The 18371-nt window shown below is 70.5% G+C and carries 14 protein-coding genes; 8 read left to right on the top strand and 6 right to left on the bottom strand.

What is annotated here, in order from left to right; all coding sequences use genetic code 11:
- Positions 1 to 22: 22 nt before the first annotated feature.
- The 4 genes from ACFQRJ_RS10310 to ACFQRJ_RS10295 all read right to left on the bottom strand — a co-directional run bounded on the left by ACFQRJ_RS10310 (position 23) and on the right by ACFQRJ_RS10295 (position 7355).
- Complete coding sequence (locus tag ACFQRJ_RS10310; protein ID WP_377018961.1) at positions 23 to 1324, bottom strand: ABC transporter substrate-binding protein; 1302 nt, start codon at positions 1322 to 1324, stop codon at positions 23 to 25.
- Positions 1325 to 1393: 69 nt separating this feature from the next.
- Positions 1394 to 4639 (bottom strand): alpha-mannosidase, encoded by a 3246-nt coding sequence (locus tag ACFQRJ_RS10305; protein ID WP_377018959.1) that lies wholly within the window; start codon positions 4637 to 4639, stop codon positions 1394 to 1396.
- 303 nt (positions 4640 to 4942) lie between these two features.
- On the bottom strand, positions 4943 to 5968 hold the full coding sequence (locus ACFQRJ_RS10300; RefSeq protein WP_377018958.1) for a LacI family DNA-binding transcriptional regulator: 1026 nt from the start codon (positions 5966 to 5968) through the stop codon (positions 4943 to 4945).
- Positions 5969 to 6098: 130 nt separating this feature from the next.
- Positions 6099 to 7355 (bottom strand): ROK family transcriptional regulator, encoded by a 1257-nt coding sequence (locus ACFQRJ_RS10295; protein ID WP_377018957.1) that lies wholly within the window; start codon positions 7353 to 7355, stop codon positions 6099 to 6101.
- A 149-nt stretch (positions 7356 to 7504) separates the two neighbouring features.
- Between ACFQRJ_RS10295 and ACFQRJ_RS10290 the strand changes: the two genes are divergently transcribed.
- The 7 genes from ACFQRJ_RS10290 (at position 7505) to ACFQRJ_RS10260 (ending at position 15392) form a co-directional block, all read left to right on the top strand.
- Positions 7505 to 8755: an ABC transporter substrate-binding protein gene (locus tag ACFQRJ_RS10290; protein WP_377018956.1), complete on the top strand. Its 1251-nt coding sequence runs from the start codon at positions 7505 to 7507 to the stop codon at positions 8753 to 8755.
- A 3-nt stretch (positions 8756 to 8758) separates the two neighbouring features.
- Positions 8759 to 9706: a carbohydrate ABC transporter permease gene (locus ACFQRJ_RS10285; protein ID WP_377018954.1), complete on the top strand. Its 948-nt coding sequence runs from the start codon at positions 8759 to 8761 to the stop codon at positions 9704 to 9706.
- 38 nt (positions 9707 to 9744) lie between these two features.
- Positions 9745 to 10596 (top strand): carbohydrate ABC transporter permease, encoded by an 852-nt coding sequence (locus ACFQRJ_RS10280; protein ID WP_377018953.1) that lies wholly within the window; start codon positions 9745 to 9747, stop codon positions 10594 to 10596.
- 2 nt (positions 10597 to 10598) lie between these two features.
- Positions 10599 to 12044, top strand: coding sequence for a sulfatase-like hydrolase/transferase (locus ACFQRJ_RS10275; protein ID WP_377018952.1), 1446 nt, complete (start codon positions 10599 to 10601; stop codon positions 12042 to 12044).
- A 107-nt stretch (positions 12045 to 12151) separates the two neighbouring features.
- Positions 12152 to 13351: a type III polyketide synthase gene (locus ACFQRJ_RS10270; RefSeq protein WP_377018951.1), complete on the top strand. Its 1200-nt coding sequence runs from the start codon at positions 12152 to 12154 to the stop codon at positions 13349 to 13351.
- Positions 13352 to 13434: 83 nt separating this feature from the next.
- Positions 13435 to 14133 carry a class I SAM-dependent methyltransferase gene (locus tag ACFQRJ_RS10265; protein ID WP_377018949.1) on the top strand — a complete coding sequence of 233 codons (699 nt, stop codon included), beginning with the start codon at positions 13435 to 13437 and terminating at the stop codon, positions 14131 to 14133.
- Positions 14130 to 15392, top strand: a complete 1263-nt coding sequence (locus tag ACFQRJ_RS10260; protein ID WP_377018948.1) for an FAD-dependent oxidoreductase — start codon at positions 14130 to 14132, stop codon at positions 15390 to 15392. Before ACFQRJ_RS10265 ends, ACFQRJ_RS10260 begins: the two co-directional genes overlap by 4 nt.
- A 323-nt stretch (positions 15393 to 15715) precedes the next feature.
- Here the strand turns inward: ACFQRJ_RS10260 and ACFQRJ_RS10255 are convergent, their stop codons facing one another.
- Positions 15716 to 16639: an AraC family transcriptional regulator gene (locus ACFQRJ_RS10255; protein WP_377018947.1), complete on the bottom strand. Its 924-nt coding sequence runs from the start codon at positions 16637 to 16639 to the stop codon at positions 15716 to 15718.
- Positions 16640 to 16712: 73 nt separating this feature from the next.
- On the opposite strand from ACFQRJ_RS10255, the gene ACFQRJ_RS10250 reads away from it, so the two are divergent.
- Positions 16713 to 17780 (top strand): SDR family NAD(P)-dependent oxidoreductase, encoded by a 1068-nt coding sequence (locus tag ACFQRJ_RS10250; RefSeq protein WP_377018946.1) that lies wholly within the window; start codon positions 16713 to 16715, stop codon positions 17778 to 17780.
- On the opposite strand, the gene ACFQRJ_RS10245 is transcribed toward ACFQRJ_RS10250, so the two are convergent.
- The gene (locus ACFQRJ_RS10245; protein ID WP_377018945.1) at positions 17767 to 18336 is read right to left on the bottom strand and encodes a YdeI family protein; all 570 of its coding nucleotides are present in this window, start codon (positions 18334 to 18336) and stop codon (positions 17767 to 17769) included. The genes ACFQRJ_RS10250 and ACFQRJ_RS10245 overlap by 14 nt on opposite strands.
- Positions 18337 to 18371: the final 35 nt, after the last annotated feature.

The raw sequence follows: 18371 nt of genomic DNA, 5'->3' as shown, positions 1-18371 counted from the left end.
TCTCGATGGCGCACGATCGATGTCAGGACTGCTCGCCCTCGATCCGCTGGTTCGCGTACTCGACTGAGGCATCCAGTGCCTCCTGCGGGGTCTGCTGGCCGAGCACGGCCTGCGCGATCTGCTCGCGCAGGTACTCCGCGGAGCTCTCGCCGGAGAACGCCGGCGGCCACCACACGACGGCCTCCTTCACCTGCTGGGCGGACTCGACCCGGATGGTCGCCTCGTCACTGCCGTCGTCCTCGGTGAAGTACGGGTCATCCAGCGAGCCGGCGGTCGAGGGGAAGACGGAGGCCTGCTTGGCGAACTCCATCTGGTTCTCGGGGTTGGCCACGAAGGCTGCGAAGGCCAGGGCCGTCGCCCGGTTCTGGGACTGGGCGCTGACTGTCAGCGACTCGATGTACATGTTCGGCGCGGAGTCGGCGATCGCCGGAGCCACCGCGACGGTCTCGTACACGTCGGGAGCGGTCTCCTTGAGCTCGTTCATGGTGTACGAGCTGCCGGGCAGCCAGCCCAGCTCGCCGGCCTTGAAGGAGTCCAGCTCCCCCGTTTGCAGGGCGTTGAGGGACTCCTCGGTGAAGCCCTGACCCTCGTAGAGGTCGACGTACTTCTGCAGCAGCTCCACGCCGCGCGGCTCGTTGAACGTGAAAGCCGTGCCCTCCTCGTTCATGAGCTGGACGCCGTAGGTGCCGAAGGTCTCGATCGCGGGCAGGCGCCCGATCATCGAGGCACTGGTGTTCTCGGCCATCACGGCGGCCTGCTCGAACAGCTCGTCGTAGGTCGCCGGCAGGTTGTCCGGGTCGAGCCCGGCCTCCTCGAACAGGGCAGTGTTGAAGAAGGAGGGGCCGGTGTTGAGGTACCAGGGGAAGCCGTAGGTGCCCCCGTCGATCCCGGCGAAGGTCATCGACTCCCACGCCGCCGGCAGGAAGTCCGACTCGAGGGAGGAATCCTCGGCGGCGATGTCCAGCAGCATGCCCGCGGAGGCGAGACTGTAGGCGGCCTCAGGCCCCATATCCACGACGTCGGGCAGGTTCCCGGCGGCGGCATCGGCCGACAGGCTGTCCTGGTAGCCCTCGGCCGGCTGGTCGATCCACTCGATCTCGGTGCCGGGGTGCTGCTCGGTGAAGGCGTCGATGAGGGAGGTGAAGTACTCCTCGTAGCTGCCTTTGAGGTTCCAGGTCTGGAACCGGATGGATCCTCCGATCTCGCCCGAGCCGCCGGCGGAGCCGGACGAGCCCCCGCCGATCCCACAGGAACTGATCCCGAGGGCCGTCAGGGCGGCGGCGGAGCCGGTCAGGGCGGTACGACGTGCGATGCGATGGTGCAACGTGAAACTCCTTCGTTCAGTGATGGTCGAAGCCGGTGTAACGAGTGGGTCGGGAATGGTCGGGACGGATCACGCCGGTCGGGGCAGGCGGATCCGCACGGTCAGCAGTTGGAACGGCCGCAGGCTCACCCGCGCCCCTGCGGCCGGGCCGTCCCGGTCCAGTCCGCGTGGCAGCTCACTCGCCGGGGCGGGCCGTTCGAGCAGATCGGTCTCGTGGACCTCTGCCCCGTCCAGGTCTGCCGCTACCCGCAGGCGGCCGCGGGCACGTCCGCCGGCGAGCTCGGCGATGCGGGCGATGACGTCGCCGGAACCGTCCTCGGCGGGCTTGATCCAGTCCACGGCCGCAGTGCCCTCGTCGAGATCGAGCTGGACCAGCGGGTCGAAATCCGGGACGTCGGCGAGCGCCGGCGCGTTGAGGCGATAGGCCTCCTCGAGTGTGGCGGACAGGCCCCCGGCCACCAGCGCGAAGCGCATCCGGTGCGTGCCGAGATCACCGCCCGGGTCGGGGAAACGGGCGGCGCGCAGCAAGGATGGCCGGACGACGGTGCCGCCGGACACAGCCCGCACGTCCAGACCGTAGGAGGAATCGTTGACGACACCCACGCCGTAGCCGGGCTCGTTCAGGTGGACGTACCGGTGCTGGCTCACCTCGTACTGCGCCTCGTCCCAGCTGGTGTTCGCGGTGACCGAGCGCTCCACGAACCCGTACTGGGTCTCGTAGCGGGCGGTGCGGGTGTGCAGGTCCAGCGGCAGGGCGAGCTTGAGCAGGTGCTCGCGCTCGTGCCAGTCGACCTCCACGGCCAGGTCGAGGACGGGGGCGTTCTCGCGGAGGGAGACCGTCAGATCGACGGTGGAGGCGCCGCGGGTGCGACGCACGGAGACGGCCTGACCGGCCGCATCCGGCCCGTCGGCCGCGCCGGCCCCGTCGGCTCCGCCGGTTCCGTCGGTTCCGTCGGTTCCGTCGGTTCCGTCGGCTGCGCCGGCGGAGTGAACCAGCACGAGCACCTCGGGATCGAAGTCGGCAGCCAGTTCGAGCACGTGGCGGTCCACGTCCCAGGCGTCCCAGCGCACCGGCTGGTCGCGCATGAGCTCCAAGACCCCCAGCGCGTGCCCGGCCGGCACCAGTTCGCGGTCGGCCCGCAGGTCGCGCAGGGAAGTGATCGCTCCGCGGTGGTCGATGTCGGCGGCGAGATACCCGTTCTCGAGACGGTGGGTCTGCCCCGCGGCCAGGGCCGTGCCGGCGACGGGCGCGACACCCTCGGCCGCACCGCCCTCACCGTCTCCGCCGCCGTCAGCGCCGTTCGCCACGGCACCAGCGGGCGGAATCGACGGCGCCGGAGTGCGCCGCCAACTGCCGTCGGCGGCCGGGGCCAGCAGCGCGGGACCGGCGGCCCCGGACGCGGTTTCCCTCCCGGTCAGCTCGGCCGCGGCGCGACCGGCGAGGACTCGCAAGCGCTGCTCGAGGTCGGCGTAGGTGGCACGCGCCTCCCGGTGGACCCAGGCGATCGAGGTGCCGGGCAGGATGTCGTGGAACTGGTGCAGCAGCACCGTCTCCCAGATCTCGGCGAGCTCGCGCTGCGGCACCTCGGCGCCGGTGCGCACAGCTGCAGCGGCCCACAGGTGCTCGACGGTGCGCAGCAACGCTTCGGTCCGACGGTTCCCCTGCTTCATGGCCAGCTGCGAGGTGAAGGTGCCCCGGTGCAGCTCGAGGTAGAGCTCTCCCGCCCACACGGCGGGGCCGCCGGCCTCTCGCAGCTCCTCGTCGGCGAGCTCGAAGAATCGCGACGGGTCCCGCAGCTCCACCCGCGGGGAGCCTTCGAGGTCGGCGGCGCGGTGGGCGCGGCCGAGCATCTCGCGGGTGGGACCGCCGCCCCCGTCGCCGTAGCCGAACAGCAGCAGCGAGTGGGAGGAGCGCATCTTGTCGCGGAAGGTGCGCTCGGCATGGTGCAGCTCGGCCTGGCTGACCTCGGCCGCGTACGTCTCCACCGGCGGGAAGTGCGTGAAGATCCGGGAGCCGTCGATCCCTTCCCAGTCGAAGCTGTGGTGAGGGAACGTGTTGGTGTCGTTCCAGGAGATCTTCTGGGTCAGGAACCAGTCGAACCCGGCGCGACGGGCCAGCTGGGGCAGCGCGCCGGAGTACCCGAAGCTGTCCGGCAGCCAGACGCCGTCGGGCTCGATCCCGAAGCGTTCGCACAGGTAGTTCGTGCCGTGGAGGAACTGGCGCACCAGCGACTCCCCCGTGGGCATTACCGCGTCGGATTCGACCCACATGCCGCCGACGGGCAGGAAGCGCCCCTCGGCGACGCGCTCACGGACCCGCTCGAACAGCTCGGGCTGGTCCTGCTCGAGCCAGGCGAACTGCTGGGCGGAGGACATCGCGTAAACGAATTCCGGGTCCTCGTCCATGAGAGCGAGGACGTTGGAGACGGTGCGGGCGACCTTGCGGCGGGTCTCCCGCAGCGGCCACAGCCAGGCGGAGTCGATGTGGGCGTGTCCCACGGCGCTGATCCGGTGGGCGGAGGCATGCGCCGGGGCGGCGAGCACCGGCGCCAGCTCCTCACGGGCGGCGAGCGCCGTGCGCGGATCGGCGTCGTCGAAGGCGTCCAGCGCCCTGCCCACGGCGTCCAGCAGCCGCCAGTAGCGGGTGCCGTGGTCGGAGAGCTCGGTGAGCAGGCCGCGCGTGATCTCGAGATCGCGCAGCAGATCCCAGATCACCGGGTCGAAGGCGGAGACCGCCGCGGAGCGCAGCACGTAGGGGCGGAAACTGTCCGCGGTGTCCTTCTCGCCGACGTCCGTGACCACGAAGGGCGGCAAGCCCAGGACCAGCGGGTTCGCGGCGGCCTCGAGGTAGAGCGTGAACGAGCCGTCCTCGGCCAGCAGGTCGCGGGGCGCGCCGGGCCCGCGCAGGCGCAGCCAGCCGTGCTGGGGGTGGAGGGCCTTGACGACGCTTCCGTCGGCCCGATGGACCAGTGCTTCGCCATGGCCGCCGACGGAGTGCGGCTCCCACCCCAGGTCGATGGTCAGCTCGACGATCTCCGGGGCATCGGCCGGGACCCTGCCCTGGACCCGGAACCACGTCGTGGACCAGGCCGGGCCCCAGGTGGACCCGATCTCGAACGTCTCGTAGCGCGGGCTCTCCCGGCCGGGCAGCGGCGCCACGCCGAGGGCGTGCTCCGCGGGGACCGGCTCGCCGTCGCCGTCGACCTGCCACGCCGAGAGCGTGACAGGGGCGATCGCCGTGTGCAGGGCCGGGGCGATCCGGTCGCGCATCACGCGCTCGATCCGCTCGAGGGTGAACTGCGGGTGGGTGTGCATGATCCTCCGTCGGATCGAGGCGATCGGGACCGGGCGACTCCCCGGGCACGGGCTGTGGGCCGGGCTCGCGGGCCTCCGCTGATCCATGTGTGGCCTGGGGAGACAGGGAACTAAATCCCTTTAGTTCGAGGAACATACAATGTCTGCCGGGGCGCGGTCAAACGGACCGATCTCAGGAAACTGCGCTCGGACGTCTCATCACGGCTCGGTGACACCTGCCGCCTGCCCCTCGACGACGAGGTGCCCGGCGGGTCGCAGTTCGAGCCCGGGAGAGCCGGCGCAGCCTCCCCGGGCGACCAGGACTCAGTCGGCAGGCGCTGCCGTGCTGCCCCGCACGATGAGCTCCGGCACCCGCTGCTCGGCGCTGCGCGGCTCCTGGCCGCCGATGATGCCGAGCAGTTCACGCGCCACCTCCGCGCCGAACCTGGCCGTGTCACGGTGCAGAGCTGTCAGCGGCGGGCGCATCGCCTCGCACACCGGCCCGTCCTCACAGGAGACGATCGCGACATCGCCCGGGACATGGTGGCCCCGCGACCGCAGCGCGAGCTCGACGGAGACGGCGACCACCTCGTTCTCGCAGATGATCGCGGCGGGTCGCTCCGGGCCCTCCAGCAGCTGGACCGTTGCCCTCTCCGCCGCGGAGGCAGTGAGGTCGGTGGCCACGACCTCCCCGGTGAGCCGACCGCCGCGTCGCGCGGCCGTGAAGGCCTCGATGCGTCGAGAGACATGCACCAACTCCGGCGGGCCGCAGAGGTAGGCCACCCGATGCAGGCCCTGCTGCTGCAGGTGGTCCAGGACCGCGGCCATCGCAGCACCGTCGTCGATGGAGACGGAGGGGATCCGCGCTTCGGGGTCCGGTCCGCCCGCCAGGATCGCCGGCATGCCCAGCTCGTCCAGAAGCGCGGGACGGGCGTCCTCGGCGCGCAGATCCACCAGGACGACACCGTCGACCCGTCGCTCCCCGTCCCACTGGCGGTAGACCTCGAGCTCGTCGTCGGGGGTCTCGACCATGCGCATCAGCAGGCTGAGCTGCGCAGGACCCAACACCGACTGCAGCCCGACCATCAGCCGCATGAAGAAGACCTCGGAGTCGTCGGCCGGGGTCTCGCCGGCGTCGCCGTGGGACGCCGTGCGCAGGGGCAGCACGAGGCCGACGGTCCCGGACTTCGCACCGGACAGGGTCCGGGCAGCATGCGACGGGCGCCACCCCATCTCTTCGACCCTGTCGAGAATCTTCTTGCGGGTCGCTTCCGAGATGCCGGGCCTGCCGTTCAGGGCGAAAGACGCCGCGGTCTCCGAGACACCGACGGACTCAGCGATGTCACGCAATGTCGGCCGTCTGCCCGGCTTCCGCATTCTCCACACCCCGTCCTCGAGAGCCCCTGCCGACGGGTGCCGCTCGTCGGCCAGGTCACTGTACCGGGAAGGATCGCCGTCTCGATGTCAGCCGGCTTCCCGCTCACTGCAGGTGCAGCTGTCCCGTCGCGTCGAACATCGTCTCCTGCAGCACCAGCGCTGCGGCGCCGATCGCCCCGACCGGCCCGCCGACGGAGGTGCCTCGCACCTCGACGGAGCGGAACGAGCGAGCGATGAACGCTCGATTGACGAGCTCGGGCACGACCCGCAGGAAGGTCTCTTCCAACGCCGGCCATTGCGACCCTCCGAAGACGATCGCATCGAGGTCCAGCAGGTTCGCCAGCTGCACGGCGACCCGGGCGAAGCTGCCCGCCGCGCGCTCGAGGACCTGGGCAGCGGACGAATCCGGCACTTCCCGGCTCGCGCGCGCCAGCTCGGCCAGCGCCAGCTCGACAGCGTGCGGATCGCCGGTGTCCACGGGCTCCAGAGCACCCGCGGCCATGCCGTCGGCCACGATCGCGCCCGGCCAGGCCGAGACGTTGACGCACCCCCGCCCGCCGCAGGAGCAGTGCGGCCCGTCGGGGTCAGCAGCCATATGCGCGATATTCCCGAAGCTTGCCCCGGAGCCGCGCAGCACCTCGCCGTCCCGCACGATCCCGGCGGCCGCACCGGTTCCCAGATACAGGAAGGCGAAGCTCTCGCCGTCCCGGGGGGCTTTCCACACCTCGCCCATGGCGGCCGCGGTGTTGTCCTTCTCGAGCACCACGGGCATCTCCAACCGCGCCTGGAGATCGTCTCGCAGGGGGACGAGATCCCAGCCGGGCAGCTGGGGCGGGGCGACGACCACCCCGCGCGGAGCGTCGATCGGGCCGGGCGTGGCGACCCCTAGCCCGGCCACTCGATCCATCGGGATCTCGAGCTCTCTCAGTACAGCGCGTACGCCGCCGTCGATGGCGTCGAGAACGTGCGGCGGGTCCGAAGGATCCGGCACCGGCGATGTCCGCTCGGCGACCACCTTCCCGGCGAGGTCGAGCACGGCGAAGGTCAGCCGGGCAGGATCGATGTGCAGGCCGACGGCGTACCGCCCCTCGGGCTCGACCTCATAGACGATCCGCGGTGCCCCCATGCCCGAACGCACTCGGCCGGCTTCGCGGATCAGCCCGGCCTCCACCAGGCGACGGCAGATGTTCGAGAGTGTCTGCATCGTCAACCCTGTGCGCCGCACCAGGTCGCTGCGGCTGAGCCCGGGCGCGCGCCGGATCAGGTCGAGCACCAGGACCTGGTTGTATCCCGCGACTCGAGGAAGGTTCGTCCCGCGACGCACCGCGCCTGTCATAGCCGTCTCGCTCGCCCCGCTCATCTGCCCGATGCTACGGGCCGCCGTGCCGCGAAGCCCTCGCGGGCACCTATTGACTATGTCAAATTGATCATGTCTACTGGCGCGCACCGGATCCCAGGACATCCGGTGCGCGCCGGGTTCGCCCCGGCAGTACTCGACGGGGAGGCGCCATGAGGAGACGTACCGTGCTCGCTGCCGGATTGCTGGCGGCGCCGCTATCGGCATGCAGCGGCGGGGACACCGACGGGGACCGGGTCTTCCGCCAATTCGATCCCGCGGACCAAGCCGCTGGACTGGTCGAAGCGATCGACGCCTGGAACGCGGAGCATCCCGACTACCGCGTCACCATGGAGACCCTCTCCCCCAACAATCCCCAGCAGTTCGCCCGCGAGGCCAACGCCGGCTCCGGACCGGACATCGCCCAGCTCGCGTTCACCGACGTCTCCTTCATGGCCGAGCCCAGGATCCTCACACCGCTGGACGATCTGCTGACCGGCTCCCCGCCCCAGGGCGCCGACGAGCTGTTGGCCACGGATATGACCACCTATGACGGGTCGATGTGGGCCATCCCGTGGACGGCGGACACCATGGCTCTGGTCTACCGCCCCGATCTGCTCGAGCGCGCCGGGATCGACCGCACGCCCCAGGACTGGGAGGAACTCGCCGAGACTGCCGCACGGATCACCGAGGATTCCGACGGGGAGATCCACGGATTCGTCTTCCCCGCCGGGGCACAGTTCTCCAGCGCCCAGTGGTTCCCGATCAACTACCACCTATGGGCCCACGGCGCCCAGCTCATCGAGGCTGACGGTGACCTCTGGCGTGTGGGCGTCGACCCGGAGCAGCTGACCGCGACAATCGACTACTTCGCCGCCTTCTTCACCGAAGGCATCACTCCCACCGCGATGCAGGCCGTCACCGACTACGGCGATCCGAGCATCATCGGCGCGCTCGATGACGGCTCCTGCGCGATGACCTTCATGCCCCCGGCGGCCTTCCGCACGGCCCGGGACAGCGTCGAGGCGGAGCTGCTCACCGCGCCGATGCCCGCGGGCCTGAAGGACGGCGCGACCCATCTGGGAGGCCGGGCCCTGGGCATCAACGCGAACTGCCAGGAGCCGGAGGCGGCCTGGGAGTTCGTCACCCATCTGCTCAGCCCGGAGACTTTCCGGACCTACCCGCAGTACCCCGCGTCGGCCGGGACCCTCACCCAGGTCGACGTCGACCCCTCCGAGCAGGGATTCATCGACCAGCTTCCCCACGCACGATCCTTCGCGCGATACGCGGACGCTCCGATCACCATCGCCGCTCTGCAGGAACTCGTGAACCAGCAGTTCTCCGCCGTCTACTCGGGCCAAGCGGAACCCGCCCAGGCGGCCGACCGGATCATCACCAGACTCGCCGACGAGCTGGAGGAGTAACGCATGGCACCGCCGTCCGCACCCGCGCAGAAGGACTCACGCCCTCCCACGCGACGAGCTGCCCGACCGCTGCAGCCGTACCTGCTCAGCACGCCGGCGCTGGCCGTCATCGCCCTTCTGTTCCTCGTTCCCTCGGTCTACAACGTGGTCCTGGCCTTCCAGAGCCTCTCGCCGTACCAATCCCCCCGCGACGGCGAATGGGTGGGTGCGGAGAACTTCTCGGAGCTGTGGAGCAATGGCGACTTCGGCGGAGCCGCGGTCAACACCGTGGTCTGGCTGACGGCCATGACAGTGGTGCTGCGACTGCTGATAGGGCTCGCCCTGGCGCTCGCGCTGCAGTCCCCCGTCCTGCGGCGCTGGAAGCTGCGTGGGGTGTCCCGCACGATCATCCTCATCCCGTGGATGGTGCCGCAGGTGGTCGCCATCGCCGCCTGGCGATGGATCCTCGATGGCAGCTCGGGAGTTCTGAACCAGGCGCTGACCGGACTGGGCCTGGTCGAGAACGGGATCCCGTTCCTCGCACAGACCAGCACCGTGTGGTGGTCGATCGTGGCGATCATCGTCTGGCGTGAGCTGCCGTTCGTGGTGATGGTCCTGATGGCCGGACTGCAGTCGATTCCGTCCGAGCAGTACGAGGCCGCCTCGGTGGACGGTGCCGGTCGCTGGACCTCCTTCCGCAGCGTCACCCTGCCCGGCCTGCGACCGGTGATCACCATCGTGGTGCTGGTGACCGTGATCCAGACGTTCAACAACTTCGTCTATGTATGGCTGACCACCGGCGGCGGCCCCGGCCGATACACGGCGGTGCTGGCCACCGAGCTGTACAACGCCGCGTTCTTCGACAACGAGCTCGGCGCAGGCGCCGCGATCGGCCTGGTCATGACCGCGATCATGGCGGTCTTCGCTGTCGCCTACATGCGCCTGACCTCGGACCGGGAGGAGACGCGATGACACGGACGGCATCTTCCAGAGCTTCCGCTGCTCGGCCGGTGCGACCGCGCCGCTCGAGTGACGCGCGCAGGCCTCGTGATCTGCTGTTCCTGGCGCCCTTCGCCGTGGTGCTGGCGGTGATCCTCTTCCCTGTGGCGTGGATGCTGTACAGCTCGCTGCGACCGGTCCAGGAGATCTCGCAGGGCGTGACCTGGTCGAACGCACTGTCCGACCTGAGCCTGGATTCCTACGCACGACTGTTCGAGGCCACGAACTTCGGCAGGTACCTGCCCAACAGCCTGCTGGTGTGCAGCGTCGGCACCGTGATCACGGTGGCCATCGCGACGCTGGCCGGCTTCGCACTGTCACGTTTCGCGTTCCGCGGCAGGCCAGCTGTGATGCTGGTGCTGGTGGCCACGCAGTTGCTGCCGTTCGTCGTGCTCATCACGCCGGTGTACCTGGTCTTCGCGGAGCTGCGCCTGCTGAACTCGTACGCGGGGCTGATCATCGTCTACGTCGCGATGACCACGCCCCTGGCGGCGCTGCTCATGACCGGGTTCCTCAACTCCGTGCCACGCACCCTGGACGAGGCCGCACGGATCGACGGCGCCTCGACCCTCACCGTCATCACTCGGGTGATCGCGCCGCTGGTGTGGCCCGGCGTGGTCACCGTGGCCGTCACCGCGTTCATCGCCATGTGGGATGAGTTCCTCTTCGCCCAGGTGTTCCTCACCAGCGAATCCGTCAAGACCGTGCAGGTAGGCATCGCCGGCCTGTTCGGGGAGTACGGCACCGACTGGGGCGTGGTGATGGCTGCCTCCGTGGTCGCCGCACTTCCCACCATCGTGCTGTTCTCGCTGTTGCAGCGCCGACTCGTCGCCGGTATGACCGCCGGCGCTCTCAAGGAGTGATCATGACCGCCGACCGCCCTCAGGACGGCCAGCGCCCCGTCGACCCTCGTCCCGTCGATCCCCGCCCGAACGTCATCGTCCTCTACGCGGACGACCTGGGCTGGGGAGACCTCGGCTGCTTCGGCTCCGAGGACATCCCGAGCCCGCATCTGGATTCCCTGTGCGCTGACGGGGTGAAGCTGTCCCAGTGGTACGCGAATTCTCCCGTCTGCTCGCCTTCGCGGGCCTCGCTGCTGACCGGTAAGTACCCGGCGCACGCCGGGGTCGAGGAGATCCTGGGAGGCCGCCGGGACACCCCCGGCCTTCCTCCGCAGGAGACCATGGCCTCGCTCCTGCGTGATCGCGGCTACGCCACAGGCCTGTTCGGCAAGTGGCACCTCGGGGTCGACGCCGAGTATGCGCCGGGAAACTACGGTTTCGACGAGGTCTTCGGCATCAGGGCCGGCTGCGTGGACTACTACTCGCACATCTTCTACTGGGGCGATCACGATCCCGTCCACGATCTGTGGGACGGCGAGGACGAGGTCTGGCTCAACGGCGAGTACCTCACCACCGTCCTCGGTCGCCGCGCGGCGGAGTTCATCGCCCGCCAGGCGCCCCGGAATCCCTTCTTCTGCTACGTGCCCTTCAACGCTCCGCACTATCCGATGCACGCCCCGGCCGAGCACATGGCCCGCGTCGCCCACCTTCCTGAGGGCCGGCGCGAGATGGCCGCCATGATCGCGGCCCTCGACGATGCCGTGGGCGAGATCCTGGCAGCACTGGAGTCCGCCGGCGCCCGGGAGAACACGCTGGTGGTCTTCTCCTCCGACAACGGACCCTCGCGCGAGAGCCGAAACTGGCTGGGCGGTGAGGAGATCTCCTACACAGGAGGCTCCGCGGGCGGACTGCGCGGCTCCAAGGGCTCCGTGTTCGAGGGCGGCACCCGGGTCCCGAGCATCGCGGCCTGGCCCGCCCGATTGCCGGCCGGCACCGAGGTCAACCGTCCGGGCCTCATGATGGACCTGCTGCCGACGATCCTGCATGCGGTCGACGGTGCCGAGCCCGAGTTGGCGGACGTCGACGGGGTCTCCCAGCTGGAGACACTGCGCGGTGCGGACCGGGTGCACGACGCAGAAGCCCCGGGCCATGGCCGAGCGGAACCTGCCGCGACCGAGCCCGGCCCCGCGGAGACGACCGGGCCCGGCGACGAGGCATCCCAGGAGCGCACGGTGATGTGGACGTACGAGGACCAGTGGGCGGTGCGCCGCGGTCGATACAAGCTGGTCATCGGAGCGCGGGAGGGTATGGATCCTCCGATCACGGTCTCCCGGGCGGTGTTCGACCTCGACCTCGATCCGGCAGAGACACGGGATATCTCCGCAGACGCGCCCACCCTCACCGCCGAGCTCGAGCACGCCCTATCGGGGTGGCAGCGGACCCATCATGCATGGGTGGCCGCCACCTGACCCGTGCCGGGCCGTTGCTCCGGCCAAGGCCTCTCACGAACCAGGGCCGGGAGCGACCATCCGTTCAGACCATTGCCCCTCCCCCGCTCCCGGCCCGACAATGAACCATGACGGTCACTCTCCGGTCCCTGGAAGTCGCAGTCCCCTCCACCGAGCTCGCCCAGGACGACGTCCGCGACGTCTTCGCCGCCCAGCCCGACCTGAGCCGCCTCGGCCAGCGCCTGGTGGCCACCTCGTTCAACTCCTCCGGGATCGAGCGCCGCTACAGCGCCATCTCCGAATGGGACGGCCCGTCGGCCGATGAGGAGCCCGTGTTCTTCGAGGTCGGCACCGGCCGGTTCCTGAACCCCACCACCGGTACCCGCAACGAGATCTTCGCCCGCGAGGCCACCGAGCTGTACACCGGCGTCGCGGCCGCCGCCCTCGAGGTCGCCGAAGGCATCGAGCGGGCCGACGTCACCCACGTCATCACCGTCTCCTGCACCGGGTTCTTCGCGCCGGGGCCGGATTACCGCATCGTGCGCGCGCTCGGCCTGGAACCCTCCGTCCAGCGCTACCACCTGGGATTCATGGGCTGCTACGCCGCCCTGCCCGCGCTGCGCCAGGCCCAGACCATCTGCCGGGCCGATCCCGACGCCGTGGTGCTGGTCGCCACCGTCGAACTGTGCACGCTGCACGTGCGCACCTCGAACGATCCCGACACCATCGTCGGCTCCTCACTGTTCGGCGACGGCGCCGCCGCCGCGATCATCACCGGCAAGGACCTCCCCCACAGCTCGCCGCTGCTGCAGCTGGACCACTTCGAGACCGTGCTGACCCCCGTGGGCGAAGAGTCCATGGCCTGGAACATCGGTGACAACGGCTTCGAGATGGTGCTGGGCACCTACGTCCCGCACATCATCGACGAGCACATCACCGGCGCCCTGATCCCGCTGCTCGCCCACGACCCGTCGGTGGCGCAGCGGCCCTACCGGGAGATCGAGCGCTGGGCGATCCATCCGGGCGGCCGCAGCATCCTGGACAAGGTCGAGGCCAAGCTCGAGCTGGACGAGAGCCAGCTGGTCCCCGCCCGCGAGACGCTGCGGGACTTCGGCAACATGTCCAGCGCCACCGTGATGTTCGTGCTGCGCCGGATCCTGGACGAGGCCGCCCCCGGCGCCGAGGAGCGCGTGTGCTCCATGGCATTCGGTCCCGGGCTGACGGTCGAGACGGCCCTGCTGACCACGATCGGCGCCCCCGTCGCCGCCTCCGCGCCCGAGCCCGGGACCGGCGCCCTGACCGACGCCGCACTGAGCATCCACCCGTGACGGCGCCGCGCGTGCCTGGTCGACCCCGCGTCTCCGGTCGTTCTCGCGCGGCGCAGCGCCCTCGCATGCCGGAGCGGCTCCGCGTGCCAGACCTGACCGAGCGAGACCGCCACGCCGCCGAGCGCATGGACGACCCGGACTGCGATCTGCGCCGGCTCGAGCGCACCTACGCCCAGTTCCGCGTCATCAACTCCCTGGTCACCGGCTGGCGCACGACCTACCGCCGGCACCTGCGCCCGCGACTGCACCGCGCGAGTCCCACCACGCTGCTGGACATCGGCAGCGGCGGCGGGGACCTCGCCCGGGCCCTGGCCCGCTGGGCGCGCCGCGACGGCTTCGACCTGCGCGTGACCGGCATCGATCCCGACCCGCGGGCGCACGCCTGGGCGATGCGTCAGCGGCCCGTCGAAGGCGTGCGCTTCCGACGGGCCCTCTCCTCCGACCTGGTCACCGAGGGTGCGGAGTTCGACCTGGTGGTCTCCAACCACCTGCTCCACCACCTCGAGGACGCCGGGTTGCGGGACCTGCTGGCCGATTCCCGGCGACTGGCCCGCACCGCGGTGGTCCACAGCGACATCCAGCGCGATCGCCTCGCCTACGCCCTGTTCTCGGTGGGCACCTGGCCCTTCTTCCCCGGCTCCTTCATCCGGGAGGACGGGCTGATCTCGATCCGCCGCAGCTTCACCGCCGCCGAACTGGGCGCCCTCGCGCCCGAAGGCTGGGATGTGAGCGAGCTGGGCCCATGGCGCCTGCTGCTGACCCACGACGTTCCCCGGCAATGACCGCGCCGGAACGGACGGCATCCGGCGGGGATGGGCCGACGGACCGGCAACCGCCGCTGAACTGCGACGTGCTGATCGTCGGCGGCGGGCCGACGGGCCTGTTCCTCGCCTGTCTCCTTGCGGCCCGCGACGTCGACGTGCTCGTGCTGGAGCGCCGCGCCGCCCCCAGCGCACACTCCCGCGGCATCGGCCTGCATCCTCCGGCGCTGGCGGCGCTAGAGATGGTGGGTCTGGAGAGTGCCGCGATGGCCTCCGGTTCACGCATCAGGCGCGGCGTTGCGCGCAGCCGTGGGCACGACCTCGGCCAGCTGCACTTCGCGCAGGCCTGGCCGAACCGGCCGTTCGTGCTCAGCGTGCCGCAGAGCCGCACCGAGAAGCTCCTGGAGAGCCGTCTGGTCGAACTCGCTCCCGAGGCGCTGCGGCGCGGCTGGGAGGTGACGTCACTGCAGGAGACGACCAGCGGAGTCGAGGTGACCGCGCAGCCCCGCGACCAGTCAGTGCCCGCCGTGCTCCGTACCCGCGTCATCGTGGGGGCCGACGGAGCCCACGGCCGAGTACGCGATCTCCTCGGCATCGGCGCCACCGGCTCGCAGTACCCCGACGCCTATCTCATGGGCGACCTCGCTGATCCGGTCGGCGAGCGCGTCTGCCGCAATGCCTTCATCCACCTCGAACCGGGCGGCGTCGTCGAATCCTTCCCGCTGCCCGACGGACGTCGCCGCTGGGTCGTGCACATGGGGCCCGCTCCCCCATCTGCGGCCACAGCCGCCGCCCTGGTCGAGAAGGTCCGCGAACGCACCGGGGTGCAGCTGGACCCGGAGTCGGCGACGATGATCAGCGCATTCACAGTGCGCCGACGCACTGCGAGACGCCTGGTCAGCTGCAGCGGGGCGCTGATCGGGGACGCCGCCCACGAGATCAGCCCGATCGGCGGACAGGGCATCACACTCGGTTGGCTCGACGCCCTCGATGTCGTGCCGGTCCTGCTGCGAGCAACGACCGCGACAGACGGGCCGCTCCACAGCAGCGCCGCCTGGCAGGCGTTCGCGAGGCGCTGCCGGCGCCGTGCCCGCACCGCCGGGCTCCTCGCGTATGCCAATACGGCACTGGGGCGCCCGCTGCCCGTGCCGCTCGCGAGGACCCGGGACATCGCCGTACGGGGCGCTCTAGGCACTTCGCTGCGGCACGTCCTCGCCTGGGCGTACTCGATGGGGTGGGCGTGGAGTTCACGGCAGCCCCCTCGGCGGATGGACGCTTGACGATCCGAGGCGACCGCGACGCTGAGCGTGGTCGGTGCAACCCATTGCTCTCGCCACGACTGACACGTCCTCGTCTTTGGGTAGCTTGATCTGTCATCCATAAAGTCGACTAAGCTCCCAAAGGACCGGCACACGGTGACGCCGCGTGCACGGTGCCGCACTTCGACAAGTTCATGCGCCGAGCATTGCCCGAGCTCGCGATCCCTCCGGTGCGTCGTCGTCGATCTCGCCGCGACACGCAGCGCGCACGCTCCGCTCGTCCCGTCGCCGAAAGACGCGCAGGGCCCCATCCCCGACCCGGCAGAGGAGCGGGGTCCCGATACTCATGCCACTCGTGGCGGGGTGAGGCCCTGCCGGAACGTCCTCGGCGCCATCCCCACCTCACGTTTGAAAGCGGCACTGAAGGCGCTCTCGGAGGAGTAGCCGAGCTCGCGGGCGAGCACGGAGATGCGGGTCCCGGCCTCGCGCAGTGCGTGCTGGGCCAGCAGCATCCGCCAGCGGCTGAGGTAGGCCAAGGGCGGCATGCCGGCGACCGCCCGGAAACGTTCGGCGAAGGTCGTGCGGGACATCGCCGCGGCACGGGCGAGCTCGGCCAGGCCCCAGGCCCGGCCGGGCTCGTCGTGCAGGAGACTCACCGCCGGGCGCAGACGCTCGTCGGTCAGCAGTCGCAGCCAGCCGGGCAGCAGCTCGTCCTGCTCGACATAGGCGCGAAGCATCTCGAGCAGCAGCAGCTGGCCGTGCTGGCGCATCGCGAAGGCGGAGCCGATCCGGTCGGTCGCGACCTCGAGGAACATCCGGTGCACGCTGCCGCGGAGGTTCGTGGCCGACGGGCCGGTCCCGTGCACATGCGCCACTTGCGGCAGTGCGCTCGTCAGCAGCGTCCGGCCGGCCGGGCTCAGTTCGACGTGCCCGCCGACCAGCACGTCGTGAAGGCCGCCGGCCGGGGTGAAGCGAGCCGTGGAGAAGCCCTCCTCCGGCACCATCTCGCGTCGGGGCCCGGCGCCCTCCCCGCCCCATGCCTCGAACCAGCGGCTCTCGTTGAGCAGGAGGACATCACCCGCGCCCACCTCGAGCGGCTCGGTCAGCCCGTCGGCCAGGACGTGAGCTCGTCCGCTGACGAGCGCGAAGAACTTCAGGCCCTCGATCGGCGCCCTGGAGACCCACGGTCCCTGCACCGCGAAGCCGCCCGAGAGGACGCCCCGCACGTCGACGACATCGAAGACCTGGGACAGATGATCAGGGCGCATGCCCGTACTCTCGCGCAAGAAATCCGGACTGACAAGTATTCAGAGTTCGCCGCACTCGCCGCACAGTGGAGACATGACCACACAGATACCCGCCGCACAGGCCACCGACATCCAGCTCCCCCAGTCCGTCCTCGATAAGCAGCGCCCCCTCGGCAGCGGCTTCACCGCTGCGAATACGGCCGACGACGTCCTCGCCGGTCGGGACCTCACCGGCACCCACGTCGTCGTCACCGGCGGTCACCACGGCATCGGCCGCGAGACCACCCGCGCCCTGAGCGCGGCCGGCGCCTCCGTCACCGTCGGCTCCCGCGATCCAGAAGCGGCCGCGGCGAAGCTCGCAGGCATCGACCGGGTCGAGACCAGCCGGCTCGACCTCATGGATCCGGACTCGATCGACGCCTTCGCCGAGCGTTACCTCGCCACCGGCCGCCCCCTGCACGTGCTGCTGAACAACGCCGGGCTCATGGCCGGGCCCCTGGTGCGGGACGCGCGCGGCTACGAGTCCCAGTTCTCCACCAACCACCTCGGCCACTTCCAGCTCACCCTCGCACTGCTGCCGGCACTGCGCGCGGCCGGGGGTGCCCGCGTGGTCAACGTGACCTCCGGCGGGCACCGGCTCTCCGGCATCCGCTGGGAGGACCCCCACTTCGAATCGGGCTACGACGAGATGGGTCTGCTCGGTTACGGGCAGTCCAAGACCGCGAACGTGCTCTTCGCCGTCGAGCTCGACCGTCGATGGGCGGCCGACGGGATCCGCGGCTACGCCGTCCACCCCGGCATCATCGTCACCACGAGCCTGGGCCCGGCCCGGGCTCCGGGGGCGACCGCCAGCGGCGGGATGGACTCCGAGGCGCTGCGCGCGCAGGGGCTGATCGACGAGCACGGCCAGCAGATCATCGACCCCGAGCACGAGAAGAAGACGCTCCAGCAGGGCGCCAGCACCAGCGTGTTCACGGCGACCAGCCCGTTGCTCGCGGAGATCGGGGGCGTCTACCTCAAGGACAACGACATCTCCGAGCTCGACCTGGATCCTCAGCCGATCGACATGACCGCTCCCGAGACCACCGTGGTGCCGCACGCGGTCGATCCGGCCTCGGCTCGCCGGCTCTGGGAGCTGAGCGAGACGCTCATCCGGAGGTGAGGCGGGCGATCAGCGCGGCGATCCTGCGCTGGCGAGTGCGCTCCGTGGCCGCGGTGAGGATCGGGCTCAGCGCGGAGAACCGGGCCGAGCGCGTGAGCTGCTCGAACGCTGCCTGAGCCTCGGGCGCCGCGGCCAGCGCGGCGAGGAGATCCGGCGGGGGTTCGGCCGTGGCGGGGCCGGCGTAGGCGCGTTCCCAGCGCCCGTCGGCCTTCGCCCGGTCGATCTCCGCCTGGCCGCGCTCGCGCATCCGGCCCTCGTCGGCCAGTCGCGCGACGATCACGACGTTGCGCTGGGACCAAATCGACCGGGTCCGCCGCGGCGTGAATCGCTGCCGGAAGCTGCGCTCGTCGTAAGTGGTGCGCTGGCCATCGATCCAGCCGCTGCACAGTGCTTCGTCGAGGGCCTCCTCGTAGGTCAGCGTCGTCGGCGAGTCCCGCTCCTTCTTCGCCAGCAGCAGCCAGACGCCGTCACAGGTGTGCTCGTGGTGGTCCAGCCATCCGCGCCAGGCCGCGCGGTCGGCGATGACCAGCGGGTCCGGTGACCTGTTCTCATCCATGTCGTGCAGCATCCCCGACGGTGCGGACCGAAGCT

The sequence above is a fragment of the Brachybacterium sp. GCM10030252 genome (genome assembly GCF_042666535.1).
In the GTDB taxonomy this organism is placed as follows: Bacteria; Actinomycetota; Actinomycetes; order Actinomycetales; family Dermabacteraceae; genus Brachybacterium.
This window is presented reverse-complemented; position numbering and strand designations above follow the sequence as displayed.